Origin of the sequence: Micromonospora sp. CA-248212 (assembly GCF_050948405.1) — a bacterium.
Lineage (GTDB): Bacteria > Actinomycetota > Actinomycetes > Mycobacteriales > Micromonosporaceae > Micromonospora.
In genome coordinates, this window is record NZ_CP192023.1 from 6,134,894 (window position 1) to 6,159,909 (window position 25,016).

A 25,016-nucleotide genomic window follows, 5' to 3' on the forward strand; every position below is an offset into this window, starting at 1 on the left:
CGGTGTTTCCGGCGATCTTGGTTAGTAGGTTTCAGCGGCTGGGAAGCGGTCGCTGAAGGTGATGGCGAAGGCGTTCAACGCGGGTTTCCAGCGCATCGTCCATCGGGTTCTGCCTGTTCCGGTGGGGTCCAGGGATCGGGTCACCAGGTACAGACACTTCAACGCGGCCTGCTCGTTGGGGAAGTGGCCGCGGGTTTTGATCGCCCGTCGGTAGCGGGCGTTCAACGACTCGATCGCGTTGGTCGAGCAGATCACCCGCCGGATCTCGACGTCGTAGTCGAGGAACGGGATGAACTCCGCCCAGGCGTTGTCCCACAGCCGGATCACCGCCGGATACCGCTCGCCCCACTTCTCTGCCAGGTCCTCGAACGCGGCCCTGGCCGCCGCCGCGTTGACGGCGGTGTAGATCGGTTTGATGTCGTGCTTGAGCGCGTCCCAGTACTTGCGGGAGGTGAGCCGGAACGTGTTGCGGATCAGATGGATGATGCACGTCTGCACGATCGTGCGGGGCCACACGTTCGTGACCACCTCGGGAAGACCTTTCAGGCCGTCGCAGACGAGGAAGAACACGTCCTTCACGCCCCGGTTACGCAGGTCGGTCAGCACGCTCATCCAGAACTTCGCACCCTCACCACCCGAGCCGGCCCATAACCCGAGGATGTCCTTCTCCCCGTCGAGCGTGACCCCGATAGCGGCGTAGAAGGGCCGGTTCGCGACCTGCCCGTCGCGGACCTTGACCACGATCGCGTCGATGAACACGGCGGCGTAAATCTCATCCAACGGGCGGTGCGACCAGTCGGTCATCTCCTCGATCACCTTGTCGGTGATCCGCGAGATCGTCTCCTTCGACACCGAAGCCCCGTAGATCTCCGCGAAATGCGCCGAGATCTCCCCGGTGGTCAAACCCTTGGCATACAACGACAACACGACTTCGTCGACCCCGGACAGGCGCCGCTGCCTCTTCTTGACGATTTGGGGCTCGAAGGTGCCGGCCCGGTCCCGGGGCACATCGATCTGGACCGGCCCCGTGCTATCGGTCAGCACCGTCTTCGCCCTGGTGCCGTTGCGGACGTTGCCCGACTCCACCCCAGCCGACTCATGTTTCTCATAGCCCAGATGCTCGGTCATCTCCTCCTTCAGCGCCGTCTCCAGGACCGTTTTGGTCAGCTGCTTGAGCAGCCCGTCCGGGCCGGTCAGCGACAGCCCTTGTTCCTTCGCGGCCCGGACCAGCTCGGCGGCGGCCTTCGCCTCAGCCGACGGCTCGGGCCGCTTCTTACGTCCGGTCTGGTCGTTCAGTGTCGCGGTCATCACGGCACCCTCCTCACCAGGCACAACGCCCGATGGGTCAGGCCGGAAACACCCTTAGATGCACAGACCCCTGCCCGCCGATCTTGCAGTTTCTGTTGTCGTTTTGCGCGGGTCCGACCGTTTCGTCGTGACAGGAAGTGCAAGATCGCGGAGGTCTCGGGGTGACGGCCACGGCGATCATGGACTTTAGGGTGTGGGCCGGCACGGTTGGTGAGGGCACGAAGTTCCGCATGAGTGTCTGTGGCGACCCGGTCCCTGACCCACCGGAGCACGCAGAACCCGATGAAGACAGGCCGTCAAGCGCGTCGGCGCTGTTTCCTGGGACGCGGCTCAGGAGTCGGTGATCTGCTTTCGATGACGCTGTTGTCGGCCTGGTAGTACGTCGGGGCTCCTGACGATGGGATGCGTGCCGCGTCGGGTTGCCAACTGGTGGTGATACTCATGGAGTTCATCTGTGCCGTTGTGTAGCTGATGGCTTGCTGGTCGACGTTGCTGTTGCCGTACTGGATGGTCGGTGTGGCGGCGGTGGGGGCGTAGCTCGGGCCGGCGGGGTTGTAGGCGGGACCTGCGCTGTCGGCGTATTGGGTGTAGGTGGACCCGTAATTGGGCGCATAGGTGGACCCGTAATTGGGCGCGTAAAGGGTCGGCTGGTTGACGCCGTAGGACGCGGTCGTGTCGTATTGAGCCGGGTACTGACTGACCTCGGGCGAGGGGTACGAGTAGGGGTCCTGGGGTGTGAATGATGACTGAGCCGCGACCGAATAAAGGTTGGTGTTCTGGAATATCAGGTCTGATCCGGTGGCGGGTGGACCTGCGTAGTACGGGGGTGCTGCGTCGTGGGCGTACTGCGCGGAGGGCGTCGAGTAGGAACGGGCGGGGCTGCCTGGGGCGGGCAGCCGCTGTGGCGGGTGGATGACCTGTTCGTTCTGGTGCGCCTCGACGGGTACCCTCGGTCGCCATCCCTGGGGCAGTGGGATCCTGCCGGGTGCCGCGATCTCCGGGTCGCCCACGGCGGGCAAGCGGTCGGGGTTCGGGTGCAGGACGGAGCTGTTGCCGTATACGTTCAGGATGAACGAACGTCTGGGCAGTCCGTGGGCATCGGTGAAATCGTTCACCACCGCCAGGCTCAGAACGCTGGCGTTGGGATTGGCGAGTCGGCCGGTGGCGCCAGCCCAGGCCGCGATGAGTGAGTGATCGACGATGGCGGGGTTGTCGATGACCTCCTGGTAGGCCACCGGTACGAACAGTCGCGGGGGCCAGCCGGCGGGCGGGTCGATTCGCTGAGCTGCCGCGGCCCTCGGGTCGGCACCGCCGGGGGCAAGATCAGGATGGTTCGCCAGGAAACAGCTCCTACCAAGCTGCTCAGACGTGTAATAGCCGGCGGGAAGCCCGTGCGACCGGGCAAAGTCATCCAACACTCCCGGGCTCATGCCAGCGAGGCTGGTGGCGGTACGCCCCAACCGGCCTGTCGCATGGGTCCAGGCCACCACGATGCGGGCGTCGGCGATGCCCGGGTTGTCGATGACCGCCTGATAAGCCGCCGGGGTGAACACTCGCGTCCAGCGGGCGGGCGGGTCAATTCGCTGAGCTGCCGCGGCCCTCGGGTCGGCACCGCCGGGGGCAAGATCAGGATGCTTCCCCAGGAAATACTTCGCGCCATCCCACTCGAGTGTGTAGTAGCCGGCGGGGAGCCCGTGCGACTGGGCAAATTCCCCCAACACTCCCCGGCTCAACTGACCGGGGCTACTGGTACCACGCGCAAGTCGGCCCGACCTGTGTGCCCAGCTCAGCGCGAGGCTGGTATCGGCGAGGCCCGGGTTGTCGATGATCTGCTGGTAGGCCATCGGCGTATAGGCGGGGGCGGGTCCGGGTCGTCGGGGCATGCTTCTGGTCCTCTCGTGCGGGCGGTCGCTGTCTAGCTCCCCAACGGCGCGTCCACAACGAAGGTTCAACACGAAACGGGCCCACCCGAATCAGTGCCCGCCGCAGCTCCGCACACGGCGCCACTGCGCCTGCTCACCCGCGGTCACCAGGTCCTGCTCACCCGCGGTCACCAGGTTTGGTAGGAGCGGCGCCGCTTGAACGGAGTACGCGGGCTGCCGCGCGCTGGCCCGCCTGGCCACCGAGCGCCTCTTCGAACGCAGCGCCGGCGACGACTCCCCACCGTCAACGACAGTCCCGCCCACCCGCTCCAACACCCAGGCCTCCCCAACCCCGCGCCGCGCCCACGCCCACGCCCGCGCCCGCGCCCGCGCCCGCGCCCGCCGATCTTGCACTTTCTGTCGCCGCCTTGCGCGGATTCGACCGTTTCGCCGGGACAGCAAGTGCAAGATCGCGCAGGTTCAGGGGTGGTGTCCACGGCGATCATGGACTTGTGGTGCCTCGCGTATGCCGCAAACAACCACGGAACGCCCACCACAAGTCCATGATCGACCCGGGCGGGGGCGGGGCGGCGCGGGGCGGGGCGGGGCGGGGGGCGGGGGGCGGGGGTGGGTCAGGTTGTTGTGGTTAGGCGGGCTTTTAGTTCGGCTTGGGTTGGGGGGTTGGCGCCTCGGCGGGCGCAGGTCAGGGCCGCGACGGTCGCCGCTTGGCGCAGCACTGTCGTCCACTGCTGCTCGGTCACCGCGGCGAGCCGTTCGGTCGGCCGGTCGCCGAGCGCATCGATGTCGGCCAGGGCGGCGAGCAGGCCACCGGTGAACGAGTCGCCCGCGCCGACGGTGTCCACCACCGTGGTGCGTACGGCCGGCTGCTCGTGTAGCACCCCGTTCGGGGCGAGCAGCCACACGCCCTCACCACCGCGGGTCACCACCGCGCAGGACACTCCGGCCTCGCGCCACTCGGCCATCACGTCGGCGATCGACCGGTCCGGATAGAGCCAGGCCAGGTCCTCGTCGCTGGCCTTGACCAGGTGCGCGAGGGGCACCTGCCGGCGTACCCGCTCCTGCTCGGCGGTCCGGTCGGTGACGATGCTCGGTCGCAGGTTGAGATCGATCGAGAGGGTCAGCCCGCCACGGTCACGTTCGCGGGCGAGCAGCCCCTCCAGCGCCTGCGCGCCGGGGGCGAGCGCGAGGGCGAGCGACCCGGTGTGCAGGGCCGTCGCCGAGGAGCCGGCGAGGTCGGGCAGTTCCTCCGGCGTCCACTGCCAGTCCGCGGCACCGTCGAGCCGGAACTCGTAACTGGCCTGGCCGGTGGCGTCCAGGGTGGCGACCGCCACCGAAGTGGGCTCGGACGCGTGGACGGCCCAGCGCAGGTCCACCTGGTTGGCCGCCAGGTAGTCGGCGATCTGCCGGCCGTACTCGTCGGGGCCGAGGCGGGCCAGCAGCCGTACCGGCTGGTCGAGCCGGGCCAGGGTGACCGCCACGTTCGCCGGCGACCCGCCCGGGACCGCCCGTTGCCCGTCGGCGGTCACCACCAGGTCGATGAGGGCCTCCCCCGCCACGACGATCATGCGGTCACCGTGCCGGGGGCGAGCGGGCCGGGGCCACCGAGGCCGTCGGCCGAGCGGGACAGCAGCACCGCCTGGTACGCGTGGTACACGTCGGGTCGACCGTGCCAGACCGTGTCGGCGGGCAGGTTCCGCGGGTCCAGCTCGTGCCGCCAGCCGGTGCCGTCGATCAGGTAGCGGCGCGCGTACGCCCAGAAGACCCGGTACCAGTCGGCGTAGACGGCGTCCCCGGTGCGGCGGTGCAGGGTGACCGCCGCGCCGATGGCCTCGGCCAGCACCCAGTGCATCCGGGAGCGGACCACGGGCCGGTCGTCCCAGTCGATCGTGTAGACGAAGCCGTCCGCGCCGTCGACCGCCCAGCCACGTCGCAGGGCGGCGGCGAAGAGGGTACGGGCGTCGGCGAGCAGCCAGCCCGGCGGCTGCGGCAGGACGGCTTCCAGTTCGAGCAGCAGACGGGCCCATTCCAGCCAGTGGCCCATCGTCGAGCCGTACGGCCGGAACGGGTCGGCGGGCTGGTCGCGGTTGTAGTCGAGCAGCGGCGTCCAGTCGGTCGTGAAGTGCTCGGGCAGCCGCCAGTCGTGCCGGGCGGCCTCGGTGTGCACCAGGTGGGTGGCGATCCGCAGCGCCCGGTCGGTCCAGCTCGTGTCCCCGGTGGCGGCGGCAGCGGCGAGGAACGCCTCGACCATGTGCATGCTGCTGTTCGCGCCCCGGTAGTCCTCGGTGACCGTCCAGTCGCGGTTCCACGACTCGCGGACCGCGCCCGCCTCGTCGTCCCAGAACCGGTTCAGGACCACGCTGAGCGCGTCGGCGAGCAGGCGGTCCGCGCCGGGGCGCCCAGCCCGCGCGGCGCTCGACGCGGCGAGCAGCACGAACGCGTGGTCGTACCCGGCCTTGCGCTCGTCGATCGGGGTGCCCTGCTGGTCCACCGCGTTGAACCAGCCGCCGTCCCGGTCGTCGCGCAGCAGCGTGTCGAGCGCGGCGATGCCGTGGTCGACGATGGTGGCGGCATCCGGGTCGCCGTTGCGGTGGGCGAGCGCGGCCACGTGGGTCATCCGGCAGGTGATCCAGGTGTAGACGGCTTCGCCCCGGTCCGGGGTGCGGTCGTCGGTCAGCCACCAGAAGCCGCCCTCGGGTCGGACCGAGCGGCGGGCCGTGTCGAGCAGCGTGCGGGTCTGGTCGGCGAGGAACCCGTCCAGGTCGGGCAGGTCGGGCACCCCTGCCGGGGCAGGGGTCGGTTCGGCGTCGGAGCGGGGCGCGTCGGTCATCTCAGCTGGTCACCGTCGAGGAGCGAAGGGGCATACGGCAAGGATCGGCGGACGGACCGGGTCCGCGCCGGCAAACCCGCTAACGGTACGCCCGGAGCTGGTCGACCGAAGGGGTACGGCGCAAGAAGGATCATGAGGAACATCATCCCGTTTGCCCGTTGACATCGTTGTCACCCCCTCAACCCTGCTCCGACCGCCGGCTCACTGTCAATTCCGTCCCGTGCCCAGGGCCTGTTTCATAAGGGCGGTCGAGCCGAGGCGGAGTCCGGGCGGCGATCCGGCAAGGCGCGGTGTCGTCCGGATACCGGTGTTGTATCCGGACACCACCGCAACGCCGCCGGTCGTCGTCCGGGCCCGCCGCAGGCCGGCCAGTTCTTATGAAACAGGCCCTAGTAGTGCTCGTCGATCGGCCGACGCGCCTCCTCGAACAGCGCCGGCCCCTCGTAGCGCACCGGAGGCAGCGCCGGGGTGGCCGGCTTGACCTCCTCGAACTGCTCGCTGGAGAGCGCGTACACCACCCGGCCGAGGCCGGAGCGGTCGATCGCCGTCGCGCACATCGGGCAGGGCTGGCAACTCGTGAACATGGTGGTGCCGGCGGCCACCTCGGCGGACAGCTCCCGGGCGGCCCAGCGGGCCAACTTCAACTCCGGATGGGCGGTGATGTCCGAATCCGAGACCACGGTGTTGTGGTCCTCGACCAGGACGACACCGTCCGCGTCGACCAGCAACGAGCCGAACGGCCGTTCGCCGGACGCCCCGGCCTGGCTGGCGATCTCCACGGCGCGGCGGAGGAACTTCTCGTCGTCGGGTGTCACACGGCCTCCTGGTCACGTCCTGCTGCGGAACGGGGCGAGCGTGGCCCGGATCTGGTCGCCCGCGCCCCAATCGTCGTCGAACTGGGCCAGCACCGCGAGGTGCTGTCGCAATTGGACGATCGGCATCCGGGCCCGCCAATCATCGTCGAGCGACGTCAGCTCGGCGTAGACGTCGAAGAACCGCCGCGCCTCAGGCGGGGGCGACGTCGTCCAGACGTGGGCGAGGTCGACCTCGGCCCACAGGTAGGACACCGCCGGGTCGATCAGCGCCGGCTCCCCGTCCGGTGTGGCCAGGATGTTCTGCGCCCACAGGTCGCCGTGCGTGAGGCACGCGGGCCGTTCCGGCAGCAACTCGGGCAGCCGCGAACAGAGCCGTTCCAGTGCCGCCCGGTCCTGCCGGTCGAGCGCGGCGTCGACACGGGGCTCGCCGAGCCAGCGGAGCAGCCGGTGCTGCGCGAAGAACGCGAACCCGTCGTCGTTCCAGGTGTTGACCTGTCGGCGACGCCCCAGCCAGTTGTCCCGGTGCCAACCGAAGCGCGGATGGGTCGTGCTCAGGTGCAGGTGGGCCAACTGTTGCGCGAACCGCTCCCAGAACGCCGCACTGCTCGGCCTCGGCCGCAGCAGCGACAGCACCAGCACGTCCCGGTCCGCGAGGATCACCTCGGGCGTCGGCACGCCGCCCAGGTCGCGCAGCGCGGCCAACCCGTCTGCCTCGGCGGGGAAGACGTCGTCGGCCGGCGTCTCGGCGAACGCCTTGACGAACACCGACGGCGCGTCCCGGCGGGTGGCGATACCCGCGAGCGCCGCGAGCCCGCCCGCCGCCGGTTCGACGGCGACGACATCACGCATTCCGGCGCGCAGCAGGCTTTCCCGTAAGAACGGCCCCGGTCGCATCACGACAGGCTCCCGGATGTCCGATCCGCTGTCGACCCGGTATGCCACCCGCCCCGGCGCGGGCAGGATGGCGGGATGGAACTGCCCGAGGGGCTTGGTTGGGTACGAGCGTCAGCGGTGGGCCGGGCCTGGCTGACCGCGCTGCCGACGCTGGTGTCGGAGTGTGCCGAGCGGTGGTCGCTGCGGCTCGGTCCGCCGTTCCGGTACGCGTACGCCTCGCTGGCGCTCCCCGCTGATCTGCCCGACGGTACGGCGGCGGTGCTCAAGGTCCAGTTCCCGGACGAGGACAGCCGGTACGAGGCCCACGCGCTCGGCCACTGGGCCGGCGAGGGCGCGATCCGGCTGCTCGCTCACGACCCCGAACGGCGCGCGCTGCTGGTGGAGCGCTGCCGACCCGGTACGCCCCTGCACGAGCTACCGATGGACCGGGCGCTGGACGCGGCGGTCGACCTGCTGCCCCGGCTCTGGCGACCGGCCGGCGCGCCGTTCACCCCGCTCGCCGAGGAGGCCGCCGGCTGGCTCGACCGGATGCCGCGCAGTTGGGAACGGGCCGGCCGGCCGTACGAGCGGCGGCTCCTCGACGCGGCGCGCGCCCTGCTGGTCGACCTGTCGGCGAGCCAGGGCGAGCAGGTGCTCGTCAACCAGGACCTGCACGCCGGCAACGTGCTCGCCGCCGAGCGCGCCCCCTGGCTGGCGATCGACCCCAAGCCGCTGATCGGCGAGCGGGAGTTCTCGGTGGTGCCACTCGTACGCGGTCCGGAGCTGGGTCACTCGCCGGCGGCCGTCCGGCACCGACTCGACCGGCTCAGCACCGACCTCGGGCTGGACGTCGAGCGGGTGCGGGGCTGGGCGATCGGCCACTGCCTGGCCTGGAGCATCGCCGACCAGGTCGTCTTCACGCACCAGGTCGAGGTGGTCCGCTGGCTGCTCGGCACCGACTGACGCCGAGGGTCAGCGGGCCTGGCAGGTACGGCACCAGTAGAGGTTGCGGCCGACCAGCTCGCCGCGACTGACCTCGGTGCCGCAGATGTGGCAGGGGGCGCCGGCGCGGCGGTAGACGTACACCTCGCCGCCGTGCCGGTCGACGCGCGCCGGTCGACCCATCGCCTCGGGCAGGTGGGCGTCGCGGACGGTGTCGATCCGACCGTGTTCCAGGGCGAGCCGCATCAACGCGACCAGGTCGAACCAGAGGGCGTCCCACCCGGCCCGGGTCAGCGCCCGACCGGGCATCGTGGGCGGCAGCCCGGCCCGGAACAGCGCCTCGGTCACGAAGATCAGGCCGGTGCCGGCCACCACCGACTGGTCCAGCAGCAGGGCCGCGAGGGGCGTCGGGCTGCGGGAGATCCGGGCGTACGCCCGCTCGGGGTCGGCGTCGGCGCGCAGCGGATCCGGGCCGAGGCGGGCCCGCAGGGCGTCGACCTCGGGCGGGGTGAGCAGTTCGCAGGCGGCCGGACCGCGCAGATCCAACCAGTGCCGGTCACTGGTCAGCCGCAGCCGCACCTGGCCGACGGGCTCGGGGGGCGTCCCTGATCCGTCGGTGAATTTGCCGTACAGCCCGAGGTGCACGTGCAGGGTCACCTCGTCGGCGAAGTGGTGCAGCAGGTGCTTTCCGTACGCCTCGGTGCTGTCCAGGACGGTCCCGGAGAGCCGCGCGGCGCCATCGGCGAAGCGGCCCTGCGGGCTGTCGGCGTGCAGCTTGTCACCGGCGAACAGCTCGGCGTGCCGGGCCGCCAGGCGGTGGATCGTGTGTCCCTCTGGCACGGGTGCCAAGGATAGCCAGTCGCACCGGGGCCACCGGGTGACGCTGCTCCTTCACGCCGAACGCCGGGTGGATCCGCCCCTGATCCGCGGGCCGTACCCGGAATCGGTGTCAGGAAACGCCGAGGTGGGTATTTCGGGGTCGTAGCGCGTGGGTGCCACCCCTGAACGTCGGCCACCACGCATTCAACAGGAGGTGTGTAGTGGTCAGGATTCCTTCGCTGTCCCGGCGGTCCGAGCAGACGCCGACGCGGGACGAGAACCTTGACGGTCCCGATACCCCGGTCACCGAGACGGGCCGGACCGACGACGGCCGACCGGTTGTCACCGACCGGGACGCCGACCAGACGACGTACCGCAGCGCCACGGCGACCGGCGACGCCACCGCGACGACCGGGCGCACCGGCGAGGCCGAGCGACGGGCCGCGGAGCGCGCGGCCGTGGCCCGCGCCGCCACCGCCCGGCCGGTGGAGACCGACACCGCCCGCCCGACGGAGGGCGAGGCCCGGCCGCTCGCCGCCAAGACGGGCACGGCCGCCGTCCCGACCATCGAGCGCGACAACGACCTCGACGGTACGACCCGACGGCCGGAGCGCGACCCGGACCTCGACCGGACGACGACCCGCCGGCCCGACGTGACCGACCGTCCGGTCGACACGACCCCCGCTCGCGACACCGAGCCGGAGCCGGTGACGCGCGGCCCGAAGCCGCGGGCCAGCCTGCTCGCCACCCTCGGCCTGATCGTCTCCGTCGTCGGCGCGCTGTTCGTGCTGAGCGGCACCCTGGCCGGGTACGGCATCGGGCTCGGCGCGGTCGGCGCGGTGCTGTCGGTGCTCGGCCTGATGGCGACCCGCCGCCGGCACGTCGCCGGCAAGACCGACGCGCTGTTCGGCATCCTCATCGGCCTGGCGGCGGTGGTGGTCGGCGTGCTCGCGATGACCGGTCAGTTCGCCTGGCCGACCACGGACGGCGACTGGGTGCAGCGCCTCCGGGAGTGGCTTGACTCACAGTTTGTGGATCGTTTCTAGCGGGCACTGTTCCGCTCGCCGGTGGTGCACCGGCGAAGAGCCGGCGGTTCGCCGGCAGCCCGACGGTGGTTCACCAGCAGGGCGACACCCTTTCAGGGGCGGCGATTCGCCGCCCCTGAAGTGCATCCAGACCCCCCACCCCCACCCCCACCCCACCCCACCCCACCCCCCAGAACAGTTGATCAAGAGGTTTGCGTCACCAGAAGCCGGTCTGGTGACGCAAACCTCTTGATCACTGTTGGAGGGGTGAGCTGGCCCTCCTGCGCAACGGATCGTTGGTTGCTGTGCGTTACACGCAACGGATCTACGGTCTGCGCAAGTCTCGGTGGTGGATCCTTCCGCTGACGCCGCATAACGTTGAGCAACGGCGCCAGCCCGTGGGCCACGGTGGCCGGGCGCGCCCGACCCCTGGGAGCAGGACAATGACGATGGACGCCACCAGCCAGCGCCTCTTGATGTGCCGGCCGACGTACTTCGCCGTCGACTACGCCATCAACCCCTGGATGGACCCGAGCGCGCCGGTCGACCCCGCGCTGGCCGTCCGGCAGTGGGAGCAGCTTCGCCAGACGTACCTTGACCTGGGCCACACCGTCGAGGAGATCACTCCGGTGCCCGGCCTGCCCGACATGGTCTTCGCCGCCAACGGCGGCACCGTGATCGACGACAAGGCGATGGCCGTGCAGTTCCGCGACCCGCAGCGCGCCGACGAGGCGCCGGCCTACCGGGCCTGGTTCGAGGCCGCCGGGTTCGAGATGTACGACCCGAAGCACGTCAACGAGGGTGAGGGCGACGTCCTGCTGGCCGGCGACCACCTGCTGGCCGGCACCGGCTTCCGGACCGCCCACGCCGCGCACGCCCAGTTGCAGGAGGTCTTCGGCTACCCGGTGATCACCATGCAGCTCGTCGACCCGCGCTTCTACCACCTGGACACCGCGCTGACCGTCCTCGACGAGCGGACCGTGGCGTACCTGCCGGAGGCCTTCTCCCCCGGCAGCCAGGCCGTGCTGCGCCGGCTCTTCCCCGACGCCGTGCACGCCACCATGGCCGACGCCGAGGTGCTGGGCCTGAACGCGGTCAGCGACGGACGGCACGTCGTGCTGCCCGCGCAGGCCACCGACCTGGCCGCCAAGCTGCGCGACCGGGGTTACGAGACCATCGGTGTCGACCTGTCCGAGCTGCGTAAGGCCGGCGGCGGACCGAAGTGCTGCACGCTGCGACTCCGTCAGGGAAAGGCAACCAAGTGATCGTGGACGACAAGCTGCGTACGCCGGGAGCGGTCCGGGACGCCGAGCGCTGGACGGCGCACAACTACCACCCGCTGCCGGTGGTCATCTCGTCGGCCGAGGGCGCGTGGCTCACCGACGTGGACGGCAAGCGCTACCTGGACTGCCTGGCCGGCTACTCGGCGCTGAACTTCGGCCACCGGCACCCGCAGCTCATCGCCGCCGCGCACGCCCAACTCGACCGGCTGACGCTGACCAGCCGAGCGTTCATCCACGACCAGTTCGCCGACTTCTGCCGGGAGCTGGCCGAGCTGTGCGACAAGGACCTGGTGCTGCCGATGAACACCGGCGCCGAGGCCGTGGAGACCGGGATCAAGGTGGCCCGCAAGTGGGGCTACCAGGTCAAGGGCGTACCGGCCGGTCAGGCGAACATCGTGGTGGCCGAGGGCAACTTCCACGGCCGGACGACCACCATCGTCAGCTTCTCCACCGACGAGGACGCCCGCGCCGACTTCGGGCCGTACACCCCGGGGTTCACGGTCGTGCCGTACGGCGACCTGGACGCCCTCACCGCCGCGATCGACGAGAACACCGTCGCCGTGCTGCTCGAGCCGATCCAGGGCGAGCAGGGCGTGGTGGTGCCGCCGGAGGGTTACCTGCCGGGCGTACGCCGGGTCTGCACCGAGCGGAACGTGCTGTTCATCGCCGACGAGATCCAGTCGGGTCTGGGGCGTACCGGCCGGACCTTCGCCTGTGACCACGAGGGCGTGGTGCCGGACATGTACCTGCTGGGCAAGGCGCTCGGCGGCGGCATCGTGCCGGTCTCCGCGGTGGCCGCGAACACCGACGTGCTGGGCGTGCTCAAGCCCGGTCAGCACGGCTCCACCTTCGGCGGCAACCCGCTGGCCTGCGCGGTGGCCACCGAGGTCGTACGGCTGCTGGCGACGGGCGAGTTCCAGCGCCGCTCGGCCGAGCTGGGCGAGCGGCTGCGGGCCGGCCTGGACGGGCTGGTCGGCAAGGGCCTCGTCGGCGTACGCGTCCGGGGCCTCTGGGCTGGGCTGGACATCGACCCGGCGCTGATGAGCGGACGCGAGGCGTGCGAGCGCCTGATGGAGCGCGGCATCCTCGCCAAGGACACCCACGGCTCCACGATCCGGCTAGCCCCGCCCCTGGTGATCACCGAAGAGGAGATCGACCAGGCCATCACGACGCTGGCCGAGGTGTTGGCTGCCTGACCCGGAACGTGTGAGTGGCGGGCGCCGACGTCGGCGCCCGCCACTCGCGTCACGGACGGGGTAGGCGCATCGCCATGGTGGGAGCCTCGGCCATTACCGAGGTGGGGGTGAACGGGGCGCCGGTGGGCAACTCCTCGGCGCGGCCGATCTGCACGCCGGGGTACAGCTCGATCATGTCGTTCTCGCCGAGGACCCGGGACTGCTGCGGGGCCAGCGGAATCCGGTCCGACTCGGCCATCGAGCCGGCCGGTCGGATGCCCGAGCCGTTGGTGCTGATGTCGGTCACGATGACCTCGCCGACCCGCAGCTCGAAGTGGACGTGACCACGGCTGATCCACCGCCGGGCCTCGTCGTTGAGCCACTGCCCGAGCATGATCCCGCCCTCCTGCTCGGGTGCCCGGCCGGCCACCACCGGCTGCTCCTCACTGAGCACGAACCGCCGCCGGACCAGGCCGCCGACGCGCACCGCGAGCACCTCCGTACGCGGACGCGGGCCCACGTCACCGAGCCGCGCGCCGTGTCGGGGGCAGGTCGGTACGCCGTTGCGCAGCGAGGGCGGCGGCTGCGCGGCCGGACTACGGTCGGCGCCGCCGGCGAGGTCGGCGAACGCGCCACCCCCACCACCGCCGCCGAACAGCGCGCACCCCGACTCCGGGCACCGCCACTGGCGGGCCAGCAGCTTCGCACCGGTGGGCGAGCGCTTGCCGGCGACCGGGGCGTGCCCGCCGCCGACGTGCGCGATGAACACCGGACCACCCGCGCCCGGCACCGGGGCGACCACCCGACCGGGCTGCTCGACCAGCCACGGGAACCGCCCACGCAGCCCGTCGAAACGGACCCGGGTGAGCACCGGCACGCCCAGCAGGTCGGCCACCTCCAGCATCCGGTCACCGGGATTGTCGAGCACCTCGACCAGCCCGTCGTCCGCCCAGCGGCGGACCACCATCCGCTCGTTGGAGGTCAGGTCGGCGTCGGAGAGCAGCGCGCGATGCACCACCGCGTACACCTGGACGCTGTCCTCCTCCAACTCGCGGGAGAGCGCGTCGATGACCATGCCGAGGCGCAGCAGACTCGCCGGCCGACCGCCGTCGATGTCCTGGTAGCGAATGATCTCGGCCAGGTCGAGCACCGCCCGGACCAGCGACGGGTCGGTGCAGACCCGCCCCTCGATGGCGTCCAGCACCTTGCTGATCTCAAATCTCATGCCGCGCTCCGGACGATGTCGTCAATCCGCCTGGCCAGCTCGATGTCCCGGTGGGTGACCCCGCCGGCCGAGTGCGTGACACAGCGGAAGGTCAGGGTCCGCCATCGGATATCGATGTCGGGATGGTGGTCGATCTCCTCGGCCACCGCCGCCACCCGGTCCACCACCGCGATGGCGTCCGGGAAACTGCCGAGCTGGGCGGTACGGCCGATACCGGTCGGGTCGCCCGACCAGTCGGACAACCCGCCCAGCTCTCTCCGCACCGCGTCCGCGGTGAGCAGGTCTGCCATGACCAGACCCTACCGGTGGCGCACCCGCCGCGTCCGACGCGCCACCGGTGGACGGCACAGCGGGACGCGTCAGCCGCGCAACGGCCGGCCCACCTCGTGCAGGTGAGCGAGCGCCTGCCGGTACGACTCGACCAGACCCGTTTCCGCGTACGAGATGCCCTGCTCGGCGCAGTAGGCGCGCACGATCGGCTGCGCCCGACGCAGGTTGGCCCGGGGCATGTTCGGGAACAGGTGGTGCTCGATCTGGTAGTTGAGCCCGCCCAGCGCGGTGTCGACCAGCCGGCTGCCCCGCACGTTGCGCGAGGTCAGCACCTGCTTGCGGAGGAAGTCCAACTCGTCCGCGGCGGTCGGCATCGGCATGCCCTTGTGGTTCGGCGCGAACGCGCAGCCCATGTAGAGGCCCCACAGCGCCTGGTGCACGGCGGCGAAGAGCAGCGCCTTGCCCGGCGACATGACCGCCAGCAGCAGCGCCACGTAGCCGACGGTGTGTGCCACGAGCAGCGCCGCCTCGGCCGCGCGGTGCCGCATCGGGGTGGCGTACCGGCCGTCCGGCCCCCGGCCGACGATCGCCCGGATGCTCGCCGCGTGCAGGTTCAGACCCTCCAACAGCAGCATCGGAAAGAACAGGTACGCCTGCCGCCGCGCCAGCCACCGACCGAACCCTCGCGTACCCAGTGCCTGCTCGTACGTCCACACCAGGGCGCCCGCCCCGACGTCCGGGTCCTCGTCCTCGTGGTTCGGGTTGGCGTGGTGCCGGTTGTGCTTGTCGACCCACCAGCCGTAGCTGAGCCCGACCGCCGCGTTGCCGGCGACCAACCCGACCAGCTCGCTGGGAAGGCGACGACGGAACATCTGGCGGTGTCCCGCGTCGTGGCCCAGGAACGCGACCTGGGTGGTGGCGACCGCCAGCACGACGGCCAGCGCCACCTGCCACCAGGAGTCGCCGACGAGGACCACGGCGACCCAGCCGGCCACGAACGCGCCGAGGGTGAGCACGATCCGGGCGACGTACGAGGCGGGCCGCCGCTCCAGCAGACCGGCCTGACTGACCCGTCGGGACAACTGTGCGTAGTCACTACCCCGCCGTCGTGCGGGCCGTTCCGCCACCGCTCCGAGCGCCATCGCTGCTCCCCGCTTCATGTGGATCGGACCGGACGGTCCGGGCTCACCGTCAACCCTGCCCAAAAAAGTTGCGCTGAGTAACCCTGGGAACCCCCGTACGGGGGGTAGGGCGAGCCCTACCCCCCGACCTCGACTCAGCCCAGCCGGGCCACCACGGCGCGCAGTCGGGCCAGGTCACGCCGCCGCCGCTCGTAGCTCGCGGCCAACCCGATCAACGCCAACCCGCCGACGCCCAGGTAGATCCACCGGGGTAGCAGGTCCCAGCCACGGGCCAGCTCGTGCAGCGCCAGGGCCGCCAACACCGCGCCCCCGACCAGCACCGGCGCCTGCCAGCGACGGCGGGCCCCGGCCAACACGATGCCCAGTGCCGCCGCTCCGAGCAGCAGCCGCCGCCACGGCTGCGGGTCCGGCCCGGCCAGCACCGACACCAGGCTCGGCACCAGCGCCGCGACCAGCCCCGGACCGAGCGCCGGCCAACTGGTCAGCCCCGGCCGGCTCCGCATCGCCAGCAGCCCCGCCCCGACGGCGAGCGCCGCCGCCGGCAGGGTGTACGCCTCCAGCACGGTCACCCCGCCCGCCGCCAGCAGCACCCACGCCCCGAGCAGCTCACTGCCGGCGGCGACGGCCGCGAACCGCCACCGTCGACCGGCCGGCTCGCCCCGCCGCAGCAGCCGCAGCGCCACGGCCACCCCCACAGCACGCAGACGGTCGCGAGATGCCGGGCCGACTCGACGGCGAGCACCGCCGCCACCAGCGCCACCGCCTGCGCGGCGGCATCCAGCACCCGGCCGACGACCAGCCGCCGGCCGCTCGCGGCGGCAACGGCGAGGACCAGCACGGCCACCCCCAGCAGCGGGTACGCCGCCGCCCGCACCGGCAGCCCGCCGGCGAGCGTCGCCGACACCGCCAACGCGCACGCCGCCCCCACCGCCGCGACGCTGCCGGCGACGCGTACCCCGGCCAGCCGCGCCCCGACGCCGATGACCACGGCGGCCACGACGAGCGTGCCCTCGGCCACGAGCGTGCCGGACCGGGTGGCCAGGAACCCCGTCACTCCAGACACGGCCAGCACCGCCCCCGTCGGTGCGACGAGCGACGCGAGCGCCCACCGGGGCGTCAGCAGCGCGGCGAGCAGCAGCGCGGACACCCCGGCGAGCAGGGTGGCCGCCGGCAGCACCGGCCAGGGCGCGCCCACCGCGACGAGCAGCACCGGCAGCGCGGCACCGGCGAACGGCACGGCCGCCAGCACGGGTGGGCGTACCCGCCAACCGGCCAGCACCGCCGCCACCGCCAGCGTGCCGAGCGCCAGCCCCGCGGGGAGCAGCCCACGGTCGGCGACGACGGTCGGCGCGCCGGACCAGACCGGCCCGGGGATGCCGTACGGCGTGAACAGCGCCCCCACACCGCCGGCAACGCGGCCAGCGCCGAGACCCCCGCCAGCACCGCACCCGCCGCCACCAGCACACCCGACGCGCCGACCATCGACGGCCCCCCGACCGCCGGCTGTTCCCCCGGCCCGGCGGGCTCGTCACCGGTCGCCGACAGGCCGCCCCAACGGGCGACGAGCACGACGCCGAGCGCCGCCAGCGCGGCGTACAACGTCACCGGCTCGTCCCCCGCCGCCAGCAGCGGCGCGACCCCGGCCGCCAGCGCGGCGACCACCGAGCCCTGCACCGCGTACCCGATGAGGTCGGTCCGGCGGCGACGCACCGCGAGCACCGCGACCAGCGAGAGCCCGGCGGCGGCCAGGGCCGCGCGGGCCTGCCACCACGGCGGCGAGCCGGCCGCGAACACCGCCGTCGCGGCGACGCCGGGCAGCGCGAGCTGCGCGACCAGCACACCCACACCCGCCACCCGGCGGTACGCCCCGACCCCCGCCGCGACGCCACCGCCACCCCGAGCACCCCGGCGGTGCCCAACGCCACCGCCACGCCGACCGGATCGGCAAGCGCCACCAGCAGCGCGTGCCCGAGCAGGACCGCGCCGCCGGACGCCCAGCCGAGCAGAATCGCCGGTCGGGTCGCCGGACGGGCGAGCACGGCGAGCAGCAGCATGGACGCACCCACCAGGTCCACGGCCACCACCGTCGCCCACGACGCCGTCCAGCCGGCCGGAACGGCGAGCAGCACCGCCACCGCGCCGGCCGAGGCGAGCACCGCCCACAGGCGTCGGGGCAGCAGCGACACGGTCGCGGCCAGCGCCAGTGCCACGGCGGGCGCCAGCTGCCACCCCCAACTCAGGTCCGGCCCCCAATCGGCCCCGTGCCACGGTGGCAGCGACCGGGCGGCGGCGGCCACCGCCAACGCGCCGGTGATCAGCACCGTGATCTGCGCCGTGCCGGCGGCGACCAGCAGCGCGCCGGCACGCGGCCCGGCACGCCAACCGGTGGGCAGCAACCGCACCACCCCCGCCAGGACGAGCGCCACCGCCGACGCCGCGAGCAGCAGCAGCGACGGACGCAGCTCGCCCACCGGGCGCAGCAGCGCGGCGGCGAGCACCGGAACCAGCAGCCCCGCGGTCACCGCCCGCAGCGCCGCGCCGCCGACCAGCCACGCCGCGCCGACCCCCGTCACCGCGACCAGCAGCAACGGCGCCCCGGCCAGCAGCGGCGTACCCGCCGCCCGCCCCAGCAGCAACGGCACCAGCGCACCCGCGGCGGCGGCGACCAGCGCGCCGACGTGACCCACCCCGGCGAGCACCCGACCGGCGAGCCGGCCGCCCGCCACCCCGTCGCGCAGCGCGACCAGCACCCCCAGGTCGAGCAGGGCCACCCCGAGCAACACCAGCGCCCAGCCGTCCGCGCCGACCTCGGCCTCCACCGCGAGCAGCGGCAGCACCGGCTGGGCCGCCACCAGCGCGGTGAACCAGGGCCCGGCCAACCCGCTGAGCCGCCCGTACGCGACGGCGACCACCGCGCTGACCCCCCCGACCAGCGCGGCGTACCGGGTGCCCGGCCAACCGGACACCCCGGCCAGGTCCACCGACCAGGCGGCGTACCCGTCGAGCAACACCAGCAGCAGGCCCACCGCGGCGAACGTCTCCGCCGTCCCCCGTAGACCCCGCCGGACCACCAGCAGCGGGACGGCCAGGACCAGGGCCGTGACCGCCGCCAGGATCAACGCCCGGCCACCGACCCCCACAGCCGCCCAGGCCACCGCCGTGAAGACCACCGCCGCCGTGCCGAGCAGCAGTCCACCCAGGACGAACAGCAGCCCCTGGACGGTCCGCGTCGAGGTCTCCGCCACACCGGGTGCCGGCGTACCCACCGCTGGCGTCGACGCGGCGAGCGACGTCGCCGGCACGACCGGAGTCCCCGCCGCCCGCTGTGCCCGCACGACGGCAGCCAGCTCGGCACGCCGCCGCGAGGTCGCCGCCAGCAGGCCCGCCAACTCGGCGTACGTCCGGCGGGCCCGCTCAACCTCGGGTTCGAGCCGAGCCACCTCCCGGCCGAGTCGGACCACCTCGGCCGCCGTCGGGTCCGGTGGGCGGTGGCAACCGGCGCAACCGGCGCTCAGGTCGGCCGGGCCGCCGCAGGCGGGGCAGGGATAGCGGGTGTCGTCCACCCGGTCATCATCGACAAGCCGGTGGGGTACGGCCCAGAGTAGGCGTACCTAGGGGCGGGTGTGGTCGTGCACCCAGGCCGCGTAGGCGGGGTCCCCGCTCTCCACCCTGGACACGAGGATCTCCGGAACCTCGTACGGATGGCTGGCCCGGATCTGGTCCACCAGCGCGGCCAACCGGTCCGGCGCGGTCTTGAACAGCACGGACCACTCGGTGCTGGTCTCCACTCCGGAGCGCCACCAGTAGGTGCTGTCCACCTGACCGCCGACCTGGGCACAGGCGGCGAGCCGCCCGGCGACGGCCGCGGCCGCCAACACGTCCGCGACCGAACGCGCATCCACCACCGTCGTCACCACGCAGATCTGCTCCACGAGCGCACCCTACGCGGAGACCTCACGGTTGGCGGCGATCCACGTGTCGATCTGCGCCCACCAGTCGAAGAGCCAGTCGATGCGCTGCTGCCGCCCGGTCGGCACCTCCTCCGGCGGCACCGACCAGAACCGCATCACGATCCGCTTGTCCATGGGCAGTTCCCGCCACACGTCGCCGATGCTGACCAGCTGGTCCAGGCCGGTGTGGGCGACGAAGATGACCCCGGCGTCCGGTGCGGCGTCCAACGCGGCGAGCACCCCACCGGGCTGCGGGGCGAGCACGTGGCGCATGCGTTCGGCACGCCTCGCCATGCGTTCCATACCGAGCGAGCGGAGCCGGGCGATGGCGCGCAGTCGCCGCCTCGGGGTGAAGTTGCCGCCCTCCGGGAAGATCACGAAGGCGTCGTTGTCGTCCAGGCCGGTGGCCAGGTGCCCGACCTGGCGTACGGTCTCCTCGCCACGCTCCGCCGTGGGCGCGATGAACCGGTTGGGCAACCTGTTGAGCAGCACGTCGATCGCCGGGTCCCACTGGAGGCTGTCCTTGAGGACGATCCGCGGCTCCCGCTTGAACCAGTTGACCAGCCCGTGGATCAGGATGAACGAGTCGCCCGGCCCGGCGTGCCGGCACAGCACCAGCTCGGGCCGCCCGGGCAGGGCAGTGTCCGGGTCGGTGCCGACCACGTCGATGCTCAGCCGCAGCGACCAGCGGGCCTGCCAGAACAGCACCCGCAGGAACCAGCCGGCCAGCACGTAGTGCGCGCGCTGGAAGGCCGGCGACCGGCTGCGCCAACCGAAGCCCGAGGCGAGCCAGAGGACGAACAGGGCGAGCAGCGCGGCGGCGTCCCAGACCAGGTAGACACAGCCGATCCAGAGCAGTCGCAACGGACGCAGCCGGCCCGGGACCAGCTGTGAGGCAGCCGCGGCCAGCAGCGCCCAGACCGGCAGCGTGGTCACCACGACCACCGCGAGCAGCACCACGCCGGGAGCGATCAGCAGCCGCCGCAACCACCTGGGAGGAAGCGGCATCAGCGTTCCACGTGAGTGGCGAGGTAGCGGCGGGAAGCGGTGTACGCCCGGCTGATCCGGCGGCCCACCGCCGCCATGTCCCGGTACGCCCACGGCGTGTCGTCGCGCGGATTCAGCCCACCGGTCGGGAGGACGTGCACCTCCACCCCCTCGGGCAGCGCGGCCATCTCCCGGAAGAAACGGTGCCGGCGGGAGATCTCGAACGCCACCTGCGCGATCTCCCACGGCCGCCGGGGCGGCGTCAGCTCCCGTTCGATCCGGCCCACCTGAAGGACGAAGACCTGACTCGCGCCCGCAGCCACCGCCTCGCCGATCGGGATCGAGTTGACGATGCCGCCGTCGATGTAGTGCGCGCCGTCGATCTCCGTGGGCGGGAGCAGGCCCGGCACCGACGCCGACGCCAACACCGCCGGAACGACCGGGCCGCTGGTGAACCAGTGCTCGGCGGCCCGCTCGATGTGGGCGGCGCAGCAGCGGAACGGCACCCGCAGGTCGGCGAAGGTGGTGTCCACGCCCAGCTCGGATTCGAGCAGCCGGCGCAGCGGCCGGGGCGAGTGCAGATGGGTACGGGCGGCGAAGCGGCGCAGTTGTCGGGCGACCGAGTCGCCGTACACCTCGCTGGCCTCGGGTGACGCCCAGAGCCGGACCAGCCGGTCGGTCACCGCCTCGGACGGGTCGGCGGCGACCAGCGCGCCGTTGACCGCGCCGATCGACGTGCCGAGCACCATGTCGGGCTGGATGCCGGCGCGGAACAGCGCGCGCAGCATGCCCACCTCGACGGCGCCGAGCACCCCGCCGCCGCCGAGTACGAACGCCACCGGTCCCGGAGCCATGTCCTCATCCTGGCACGGGCCCGCCGCCCACCCACGGCCCGCCGCCAGCGGACGGTCGGCGCACCCCAGCCACCGTCCGCCGACGATCCGTACCGTCGGCGTTGACAGGGTGGACACATTCGCGCAACCTGATACCGCTCCCACCCCGAGGGCAGGTGCGATCCGTGAAGGCAGCATTGCATCCGGGCCGCTTGCTGGCCCGCAGGTACCGACTCATCGACCAGATCGGTGCCGGCGGCATGTCGGTCATCTGGCGCGCGCGGGACGAGGTGCTCGACCGCTTCGTGGCGCTCAAGGTGCTCGCCGCCTCGCTGGCCGCCGACGCGCGGTTCCGCGACATGGTGCGGGAGGAGGCGCGCGCCGCCGCCCAGTTGGTGCACCCGCACGTGACGTCGGTGCACGACTACGGCGAGACGGTCGACCCGGACGGCTCCATCACCTCGTTCGTCGTGATGGAGCTGCTCAGCGGCGAGGAGCTGGAGCTACGGCTCACCGAGGGGCCGCTGCCATGGCCCGAGGCCGTCGAGGTGGGGGCCCAGGTCGCGGATGCGCTGGCCGCCGCGCACCGGCTGGGCATCGTGCACCGGGACATCACCCCGGCCAACGTCATGATGACGGCGATGGGGGTGAAGGTCCTCGACTTCGGCATCGCCACCCGGATCGGCGCACCGGACGAGGACGAGGACGGCGGCACCTTCGGCACCCCGGCGTACGTCGCCCCGGAACGCCTCGACGGCGCGCCCGCCCAGCCGGCCACCGACGTCTACTCGCTCGGCGTCCTGCTGTACGAGGCGTTGACCGGGCGGGTGCCGTACCCGGCGGACACCTGGGAACAGCTCAGCGCCGCGCTCGCCGGCGGCCCCGCGCCGACGCTGGCCGGCGTGCCGGAGCTGCCCACCGAGGTCGCCCGGATCTGCCTGCGCAGCCTCGCCCGCGACCCGGCCGACCGGCCGACGGCCCGGCAGGTCGCCACCGTGCTGCGCGGGCACCTGCTGACGCCCGAACCGCCGACCGCCACGATCGCGGTGCCGGTTCCGACCCTGTCGGGTTCGTTGCCGCAGCCGGCCGTTGCTCCGGCCGCGCGGGCGGGCGTCGTGACGGTGGTACGCGCCGACGACGTGGCCCGGCCGCTGACCTCGCCCGGCGACGGTACCGGCCGGTCGTTCCGACGTCCGGCGCTGCTCCTGATCCCGGTGGTCCTGGCCGTCGCCGTGGCGCTGGCCGGGGTGGCCCTGCTCCCCGACGACCAGCCGCGTCGTCAGGTCCAGCCCACGGCCGGCCCGACGACGCCCGCGACCAGCGAGCCGCCGACCGATCCGCCCGCCACCCAACCGCTCCAACCGGCGCCGGCGAAATCGTCGGCGCCGCCCAGCGTCGCGTCCACCGCCGGGCCGGGCACCCTCGCCGAAGCTGGCCTCCGCGTCAACGGGCTTGTCGACGCCGGGGTGCGCGACGGGGAGATCCGTAGCGATGTCGGCCTCGACCTGCGCCAGTCGCTGGGCAACCTGCTCGTCGCCGTCAGCTCCGGCCGGGACGAGCTGGCACCATCGGTGGCGCGGCTGCGGGCGAAGGTCGCCGTCCGGCTCGGCGAGGGAGCGATCAGCCCGGCGTACGCGCAGCGGCTCGACGCCGCGATCGCCGAACTGGGCGCGGCACGTGTCTGATCCGGGGCGAGGCGGTCAGCGCACCGCGACGGTGGCGGTGCGCCGCACGTCGGGCCGGCCGAGGGCGAAGCGCTGGTAGACCTCCTCGTAGCCGTACGCCATCCGCTCGACCGAGAAGTTCTCGGCGACGTGCGCCACGCAGTCGCGCGGGTCCAACCCTCGCGCGGCCAGCAGCGCGGCGGGCAACTCCTCAGGCCCTCGGCAGATCAGCCCGGTTCGTCCCGGTCGCACCAGTTCCGGCACCGCGCCCCGATCCAGCGCGACCACCGGCGTACCGGTCGCCATCGCCTCCAGCATCACCATCCCGAACGGCTCGTCCCACTGGATCGGCATGATCAGACAGCGGGCGTCGACGAGCATCCGCAGGGTCTCGGCACGGTCGGCGTTCAGGACGACTGTCACGTCCTCGTCGAGAAGCGGCTCGACGACCTGCTCGTAGTAGCGCCGCTCGGCCGGCTCGTTGCACTTGCCGGCCAGCAGCAGCGGTAGGCCCGCCTCCCGGCAGGCGCGGATGGCGACGTCCGGACCCTTGTCCGGGCTGAACCGGGCCAGCCACAGCACCGGCCCCGGGCCCGGCTCGGTCTTGCGCGGAAAGCCCCGCAGGTCCAGCGCGTTGTGCACGGTGCCGGCCCAGGGCAGGCCCGTGTTGAGTCGACGCTGAGCGTGCGAGATGGCCACCAGGGCGACGTTCTCGTCGGCGTCGCCGAGCACGTCGCCGTACTCCCCCACCGGGTTGCCGTGCACGGTCGCCACCGTCGGCACCGACCGACGGCCGGCCACCAGCGGGCCGATCGTGCTGTGGTCGTGGATCACGTCGAAATCGGCCGGCGTGATCAGGCGGTTCACCCGGGCCAGGTGCGCCAGCTCCGGCAGGGACTCGCCGAGTCGTTCGTACTGCACCTCCGCCACGGTGGAGACGAAACCGCTGGCGGCGGTGCCATGGTGATCGCCGGCGCCGAACAGCGTCAGCGCGTGACCGTGCGCGGTCAACGCGTCCACCAGGCCGGCCACCACCTGTTCCAGGCCGCCGTAGCCGGGCGGCGGCACGGACAGCCAGGGCGGGACCACCATCGCGATGCGCAACGACCGCTCCGGCGGGCGGTCGGCGGGCGGGTGGTTCACGGCCACGAGTCCTCCCCGTTGGTCCCCCGGTCGGCATGGTTCGCGGCGGGTTCCCCCCGCGACCACCGATAAACCGGACACGACGGACGCTCACCCGCCGACCAGGAGTTGGTCGTGCACGACCCGCACACCCGGCGTGGACCACGCCACCCGCTCCACCTGGTCCCGTTCCCACCACGAGCGGACCACCCCGGCGAGGACCAGCGTGTCACCGTCCACCTCCACCGTCACTCGTTCGCCGCCGAGCGTCCGCGCCAGCGCGCGCTGGACGTCCTGCCGGGTCCGCTCGTCCGGCGGCGGCGTCGACGGTCGCACCTCGACGAGGTTCGTGACACCCCGTACGCCGTCCAGGCGGCGCAGCTCCCCCTCGGCGGCGCGGCGCTGCCAGCCGAACTCGACCTCGCCGCGCAGCATCAGCCAGCCGTTGGCCACGCTGACGTCCAGCCGCTCGGCGGGTACGAAACTGTCCCATTCGAGGGCGCGGGACGCCGCGAGGGCGATGTCACCGTCGGTACGCCCCGGCGTCCCCGGTAGCCGTACCTCGATCTCGTCGGCCACCGCGCGTACGCCCCGGACCCGCTGGGCGCACCGGGTGGCCGCCCAGCCACGGGCAGCGCCGTCGACGTACCCGGTGAGGGTGACCACCCCCCGGTCGACGGTCACCCCGATCTCGTTCGGCAGCACCTGCGGATCCCAGGCCAGCTCGGCCAGGACGTCCCGCTGGATCCGCTGGTCGTCCTCGACATCCACCGTGCTCATCGGCCCACCCCCGTACGCTCGCCGGCTCGCCCGCCGAGCCTTCCGGGCACACGGGTGACGGCGGTTCACCCGAACCGGGTGAACCGCCGTGGA

23 protein-coding genes are annotated in these 25,016 nt (G+C 72.6%); 5 read left to right on the forward strand and 18 right to left on the reverse strand.

The genetic code is table 11. The features are described 5' to 3' along the window. Window positions 1-21: 21 nt before the first annotated feature. From ACQP03_RS28805 to ACQP03_RS28830, 6 genes are all read right to left on the reverse strand, one after another. Window positions 22-1,308 (reverse strand): IS256 family transposase, encoded by a 1,287-nt coding sequence (locus ACQP03_RS28805; RefSeq protein WP_357175977.1) that lies wholly within the window; start codon window positions 1,306-1,308, stop codon window positions 22-24. A gap of 296 nt (window positions 1,309-1,604) precedes the next feature. After that, window positions 1,605-3,152, reverse strand: coding sequence for a hypothetical protein (locus ACQP03_RS28810; RefSeq protein WP_433459127.1), 1,548 nt, complete (start codon window positions 3,150-3,152; stop codon window positions 1,605-1,607). Between the two features lie 650 nt (window positions 3,153-3,802). Next, the gene (locus ACQP03_RS28815; protein WP_357133855.1) at window positions 3,803-4,756 is read right to left on the reverse strand and encodes a carbohydrate kinase family protein; all 954 of its coding nucleotides are present in this window, start codon (window positions 4,754-4,756) and stop codon (window positions 3,803-3,805) included. Further along, entirely contained in the window at window positions 4,753-6,018 is a 1,266-nt protein-coding gene (locus ACQP03_RS28820; RefSeq protein ID WP_433459129.1) for an AGE family epimerase/isomerase, read from the reverse strand. Before ACQP03_RS28820 ends, ACQP03_RS28815 begins: the two co-directional genes overlap by 4 nt. 389 nt (window positions 6,019-6,407) lie before the next feature. Next, complete coding sequence (locus ACQP03_RS28825) at window positions 6,408-6,833, reverse strand: nucleoside deaminase (RefSeq protein WP_357174529.1); 426 nt, start codon at window positions 6,831-6,833, stop codon at window positions 6,408-6,410. Between the two features lie 12 nt (window positions 6,834-6,845). Then, complete coding sequence (locus tag ACQP03_RS28830; protein ID WP_357134877.1) at window positions 6,846-7,682, reverse strand: fructosamine kinase family protein; 837 nt, start codon at window positions 7,680-7,682, stop codon at window positions 6,846-6,848. Between the two features lie 120 nt (window positions 7,683-7,802). On the opposite strand from ACQP03_RS28830, the gene ACQP03_RS28835 reads away from it, so the two are divergent. Then, window positions 7,803-8,669 carry an aminoglycoside phosphotransferase family protein gene (locus tag ACQP03_RS28835; protein WP_363661449.1) on the forward strand — a complete coding sequence of 289 codons (867 nt, stop codon included), beginning with the start codon at window positions 7,803-7,805 and terminating at the stop codon, window positions 8,667-8,669. A gap of 9 nt (window positions 8,670-8,678) precedes the next feature. Here ACQP03_RS28835 and ACQP03_RS28840 read toward each other — a convergent pair whose 3' ends face one another. Continuing rightward, complete coding sequence (locus ACQP03_RS28840; protein ID WP_363661450.1) at window positions 8,679-9,488, reverse strand: Fpg/Nei family DNA glycosylase; 810 nt, start codon at window positions 9,486-9,488, stop codon at window positions 8,679-8,681. A 200-nt stretch (window positions 9,489-9,688) separates the two neighbouring features. On the opposite strand from ACQP03_RS28840, the gene ACQP03_RS28845 reads away from it, so the two are divergent. The 3 genes from ACQP03_RS28845 (at window position 9,689) to rocD (ending at window position 12,971) form a co-directional block, all read left to right on the forward strand. Next, the gene (locus ACQP03_RS28845) at window positions 9,689-10,513 is read left to right on the forward strand and encodes a DUF4190 domain-containing protein (protein WP_363661451.1); all 825 of its coding nucleotides are present in this window, start codon (window positions 9,689-9,691) and stop codon (window positions 10,511-10,513) included. A 428-nt stretch (window positions 10,514-10,941) separates the two neighbouring features. Beyond that, window positions 10,942-11,757 (forward strand): dimethylargininase, encoded by an 816-nt coding sequence (gene ddaH / locus ACQP03_RS28850; protein WP_357134883.1) that lies wholly within the window; start codon window positions 10,942-10,944, stop codon window positions 11,755-11,757. After that, window positions 11,757-12,971, forward strand: coding sequence for an ornithine--oxo-acid transaminase (gene rocD, locus ACQP03_RS28855; RefSeq protein WP_357134884.1), 1,215 nt, complete (start codon window positions 11,757-11,759; stop codon window positions 12,969-12,971). Before ddaH ends, rocD begins: the two co-directional genes overlap by 1 nt. Window positions 12,972-13,020: 49 nt before the next feature. Here rocD and ACQP03_RS28860 read toward each other — a convergent pair whose 3' ends face one another. The 9 genes from ACQP03_RS28860 to ACQP03_RS28900 form a co-directional block, all read right to left on the reverse strand. Continuing rightward, window positions 13,021-14,175 (reverse strand): FHA domain-containing protein, encoded by a 1,155-nt coding sequence (locus tag ACQP03_RS28860; RefSeq protein WP_357125731.1) that lies wholly within the window; start codon window positions 14,173-14,175, stop codon window positions 13,021-13,023. Further along, on the reverse strand, window positions 14,172-14,465 hold the full coding sequence (locus tag ACQP03_RS28865) for a 4a-hydroxytetrahydrobiopterin dehydratase (RefSeq protein WP_357125734.1): 294 nt from the start codon (window positions 14,463-14,465) through the stop codon (window positions 14,172-14,174). The genes ACQP03_RS28860 and ACQP03_RS28865 overlap by 4 nt, the downstream gene beginning before the upstream one ends. A 69-nt stretch (window positions 14,466-14,534) precedes the next feature. Further along, on the reverse strand, window positions 14,535-15,587 hold the full coding sequence (locus tag ACQP03_RS28870; RefSeq protein ID WP_357125737.1) for a fatty acid desaturase family protein: 1,053 nt from the start codon (window positions 15,585-15,587) through the stop codon (window positions 14,535-14,537). 134 nt (window positions 15,588-15,721) lie between these two features. After that, window positions 15,722-16,270, reverse strand: a complete 549-nt coding sequence (locus tag ACQP03_RS28875) for an SCO7613 C-terminal domain-containing membrane protein (protein ID WP_433459134.1) — start codon at window positions 16,268-16,270, stop codon at window positions 15,722-15,724. Then, window positions 16,153-16,989, reverse strand: a complete 837-nt coding sequence (locus ACQP03_RS28880) for a hypothetical protein (RefSeq protein ID WP_433459136.1) — start codon at window positions 16,987-16,989, stop codon at window positions 16,153-16,155. Before ACQP03_RS28880 ends, ACQP03_RS28875 begins: the two co-directional genes overlap by 118 nt. A 199-nt stretch (window positions 16,990-17,188) precedes the next feature. Beyond that, the gene (locus tag ACQP03_RS28885; RefSeq protein ID WP_433459138.1) at window positions 17,189-19,150 is read right to left on the reverse strand and encodes a hypothetical protein; all 1,962 of its coding nucleotides are present in this window, start codon (window positions 19,148-19,150) and stop codon (window positions 17,189-17,191) included. Between the two features lie 48 nt (window positions 19,151-19,198). Continuing rightward, window positions 19,199-19,519 carry a divalent-cation tolerance protein CutA gene (gene cutA, locus ACQP03_RS28890; RefSeq protein ID WP_357125743.1) on the reverse strand — a complete coding sequence of 107 codons (321 nt, stop codon included), beginning with the start codon at window positions 19,517-19,519 and terminating at the stop codon, window positions 19,199-19,201. A gap of 9 nt (window positions 19,520-19,528) precedes the next feature. Further along, the gene (locus ACQP03_RS28895; RefSeq protein WP_433459140.1) at window positions 19,529-20,545 is read right to left on the reverse strand and encodes a 1-acyl-sn-glycerol-3-phosphate acyltransferase; all 1,017 of its coding nucleotides are present in this window, start codon (window positions 20,543-20,545) and stop codon (window positions 19,529-19,531) included. Next, entirely contained in the window at window positions 20,545-21,378 is an 834-nt protein-coding gene (locus tag ACQP03_RS28900; protein WP_355052803.1) for a patatin-like phospholipase family protein, read from the reverse strand. Before ACQP03_RS28900 ends, ACQP03_RS28895 begins: the two co-directional genes overlap by 1 nt. 164 nt (window positions 21,379-21,542) lie before the next feature. Here ACQP03_RS28900 and ACQP03_RS28905 point away from each other — a divergent pair, with 164 nt between their 5' ends. Further along, complete coding sequence (locus tag ACQP03_RS28905) at window positions 21,543-23,042, forward strand: serine/threonine-protein kinase (RefSeq protein ID WP_357175274.1); 1,500 nt, start codon at window positions 21,543-21,545, stop codon at window positions 23,040-23,042. A gap of 15 nt (window positions 23,043-23,057) precedes the next feature. On the opposite strand, the gene ACQP03_RS28910 is transcribed toward ACQP03_RS28905, so the two are convergent. Together ACQP03_RS28910 and ACQP03_RS28915 are read right to left on the reverse strand one after the other, a co-directional pair. Next, window positions 23,058-24,113, reverse strand: coding sequence for a glycosyltransferase family 4 protein (locus ACQP03_RS28910; protein WP_357126535.1), 1,056 nt, complete (start codon window positions 24,111-24,113; stop codon window positions 23,058-23,060). Window positions 24,114-24,254: 141 nt separating this feature from the next. After that, complete coding sequence (locus ACQP03_RS28915) at window positions 24,255-24,923, reverse strand: BON domain-containing protein (protein WP_357125754.1); 669 nt, start codon at window positions 24,921-24,923, stop codon at window positions 24,255-24,257. Window positions 24,924-25,016: the final 93 nt, after the last annotated feature.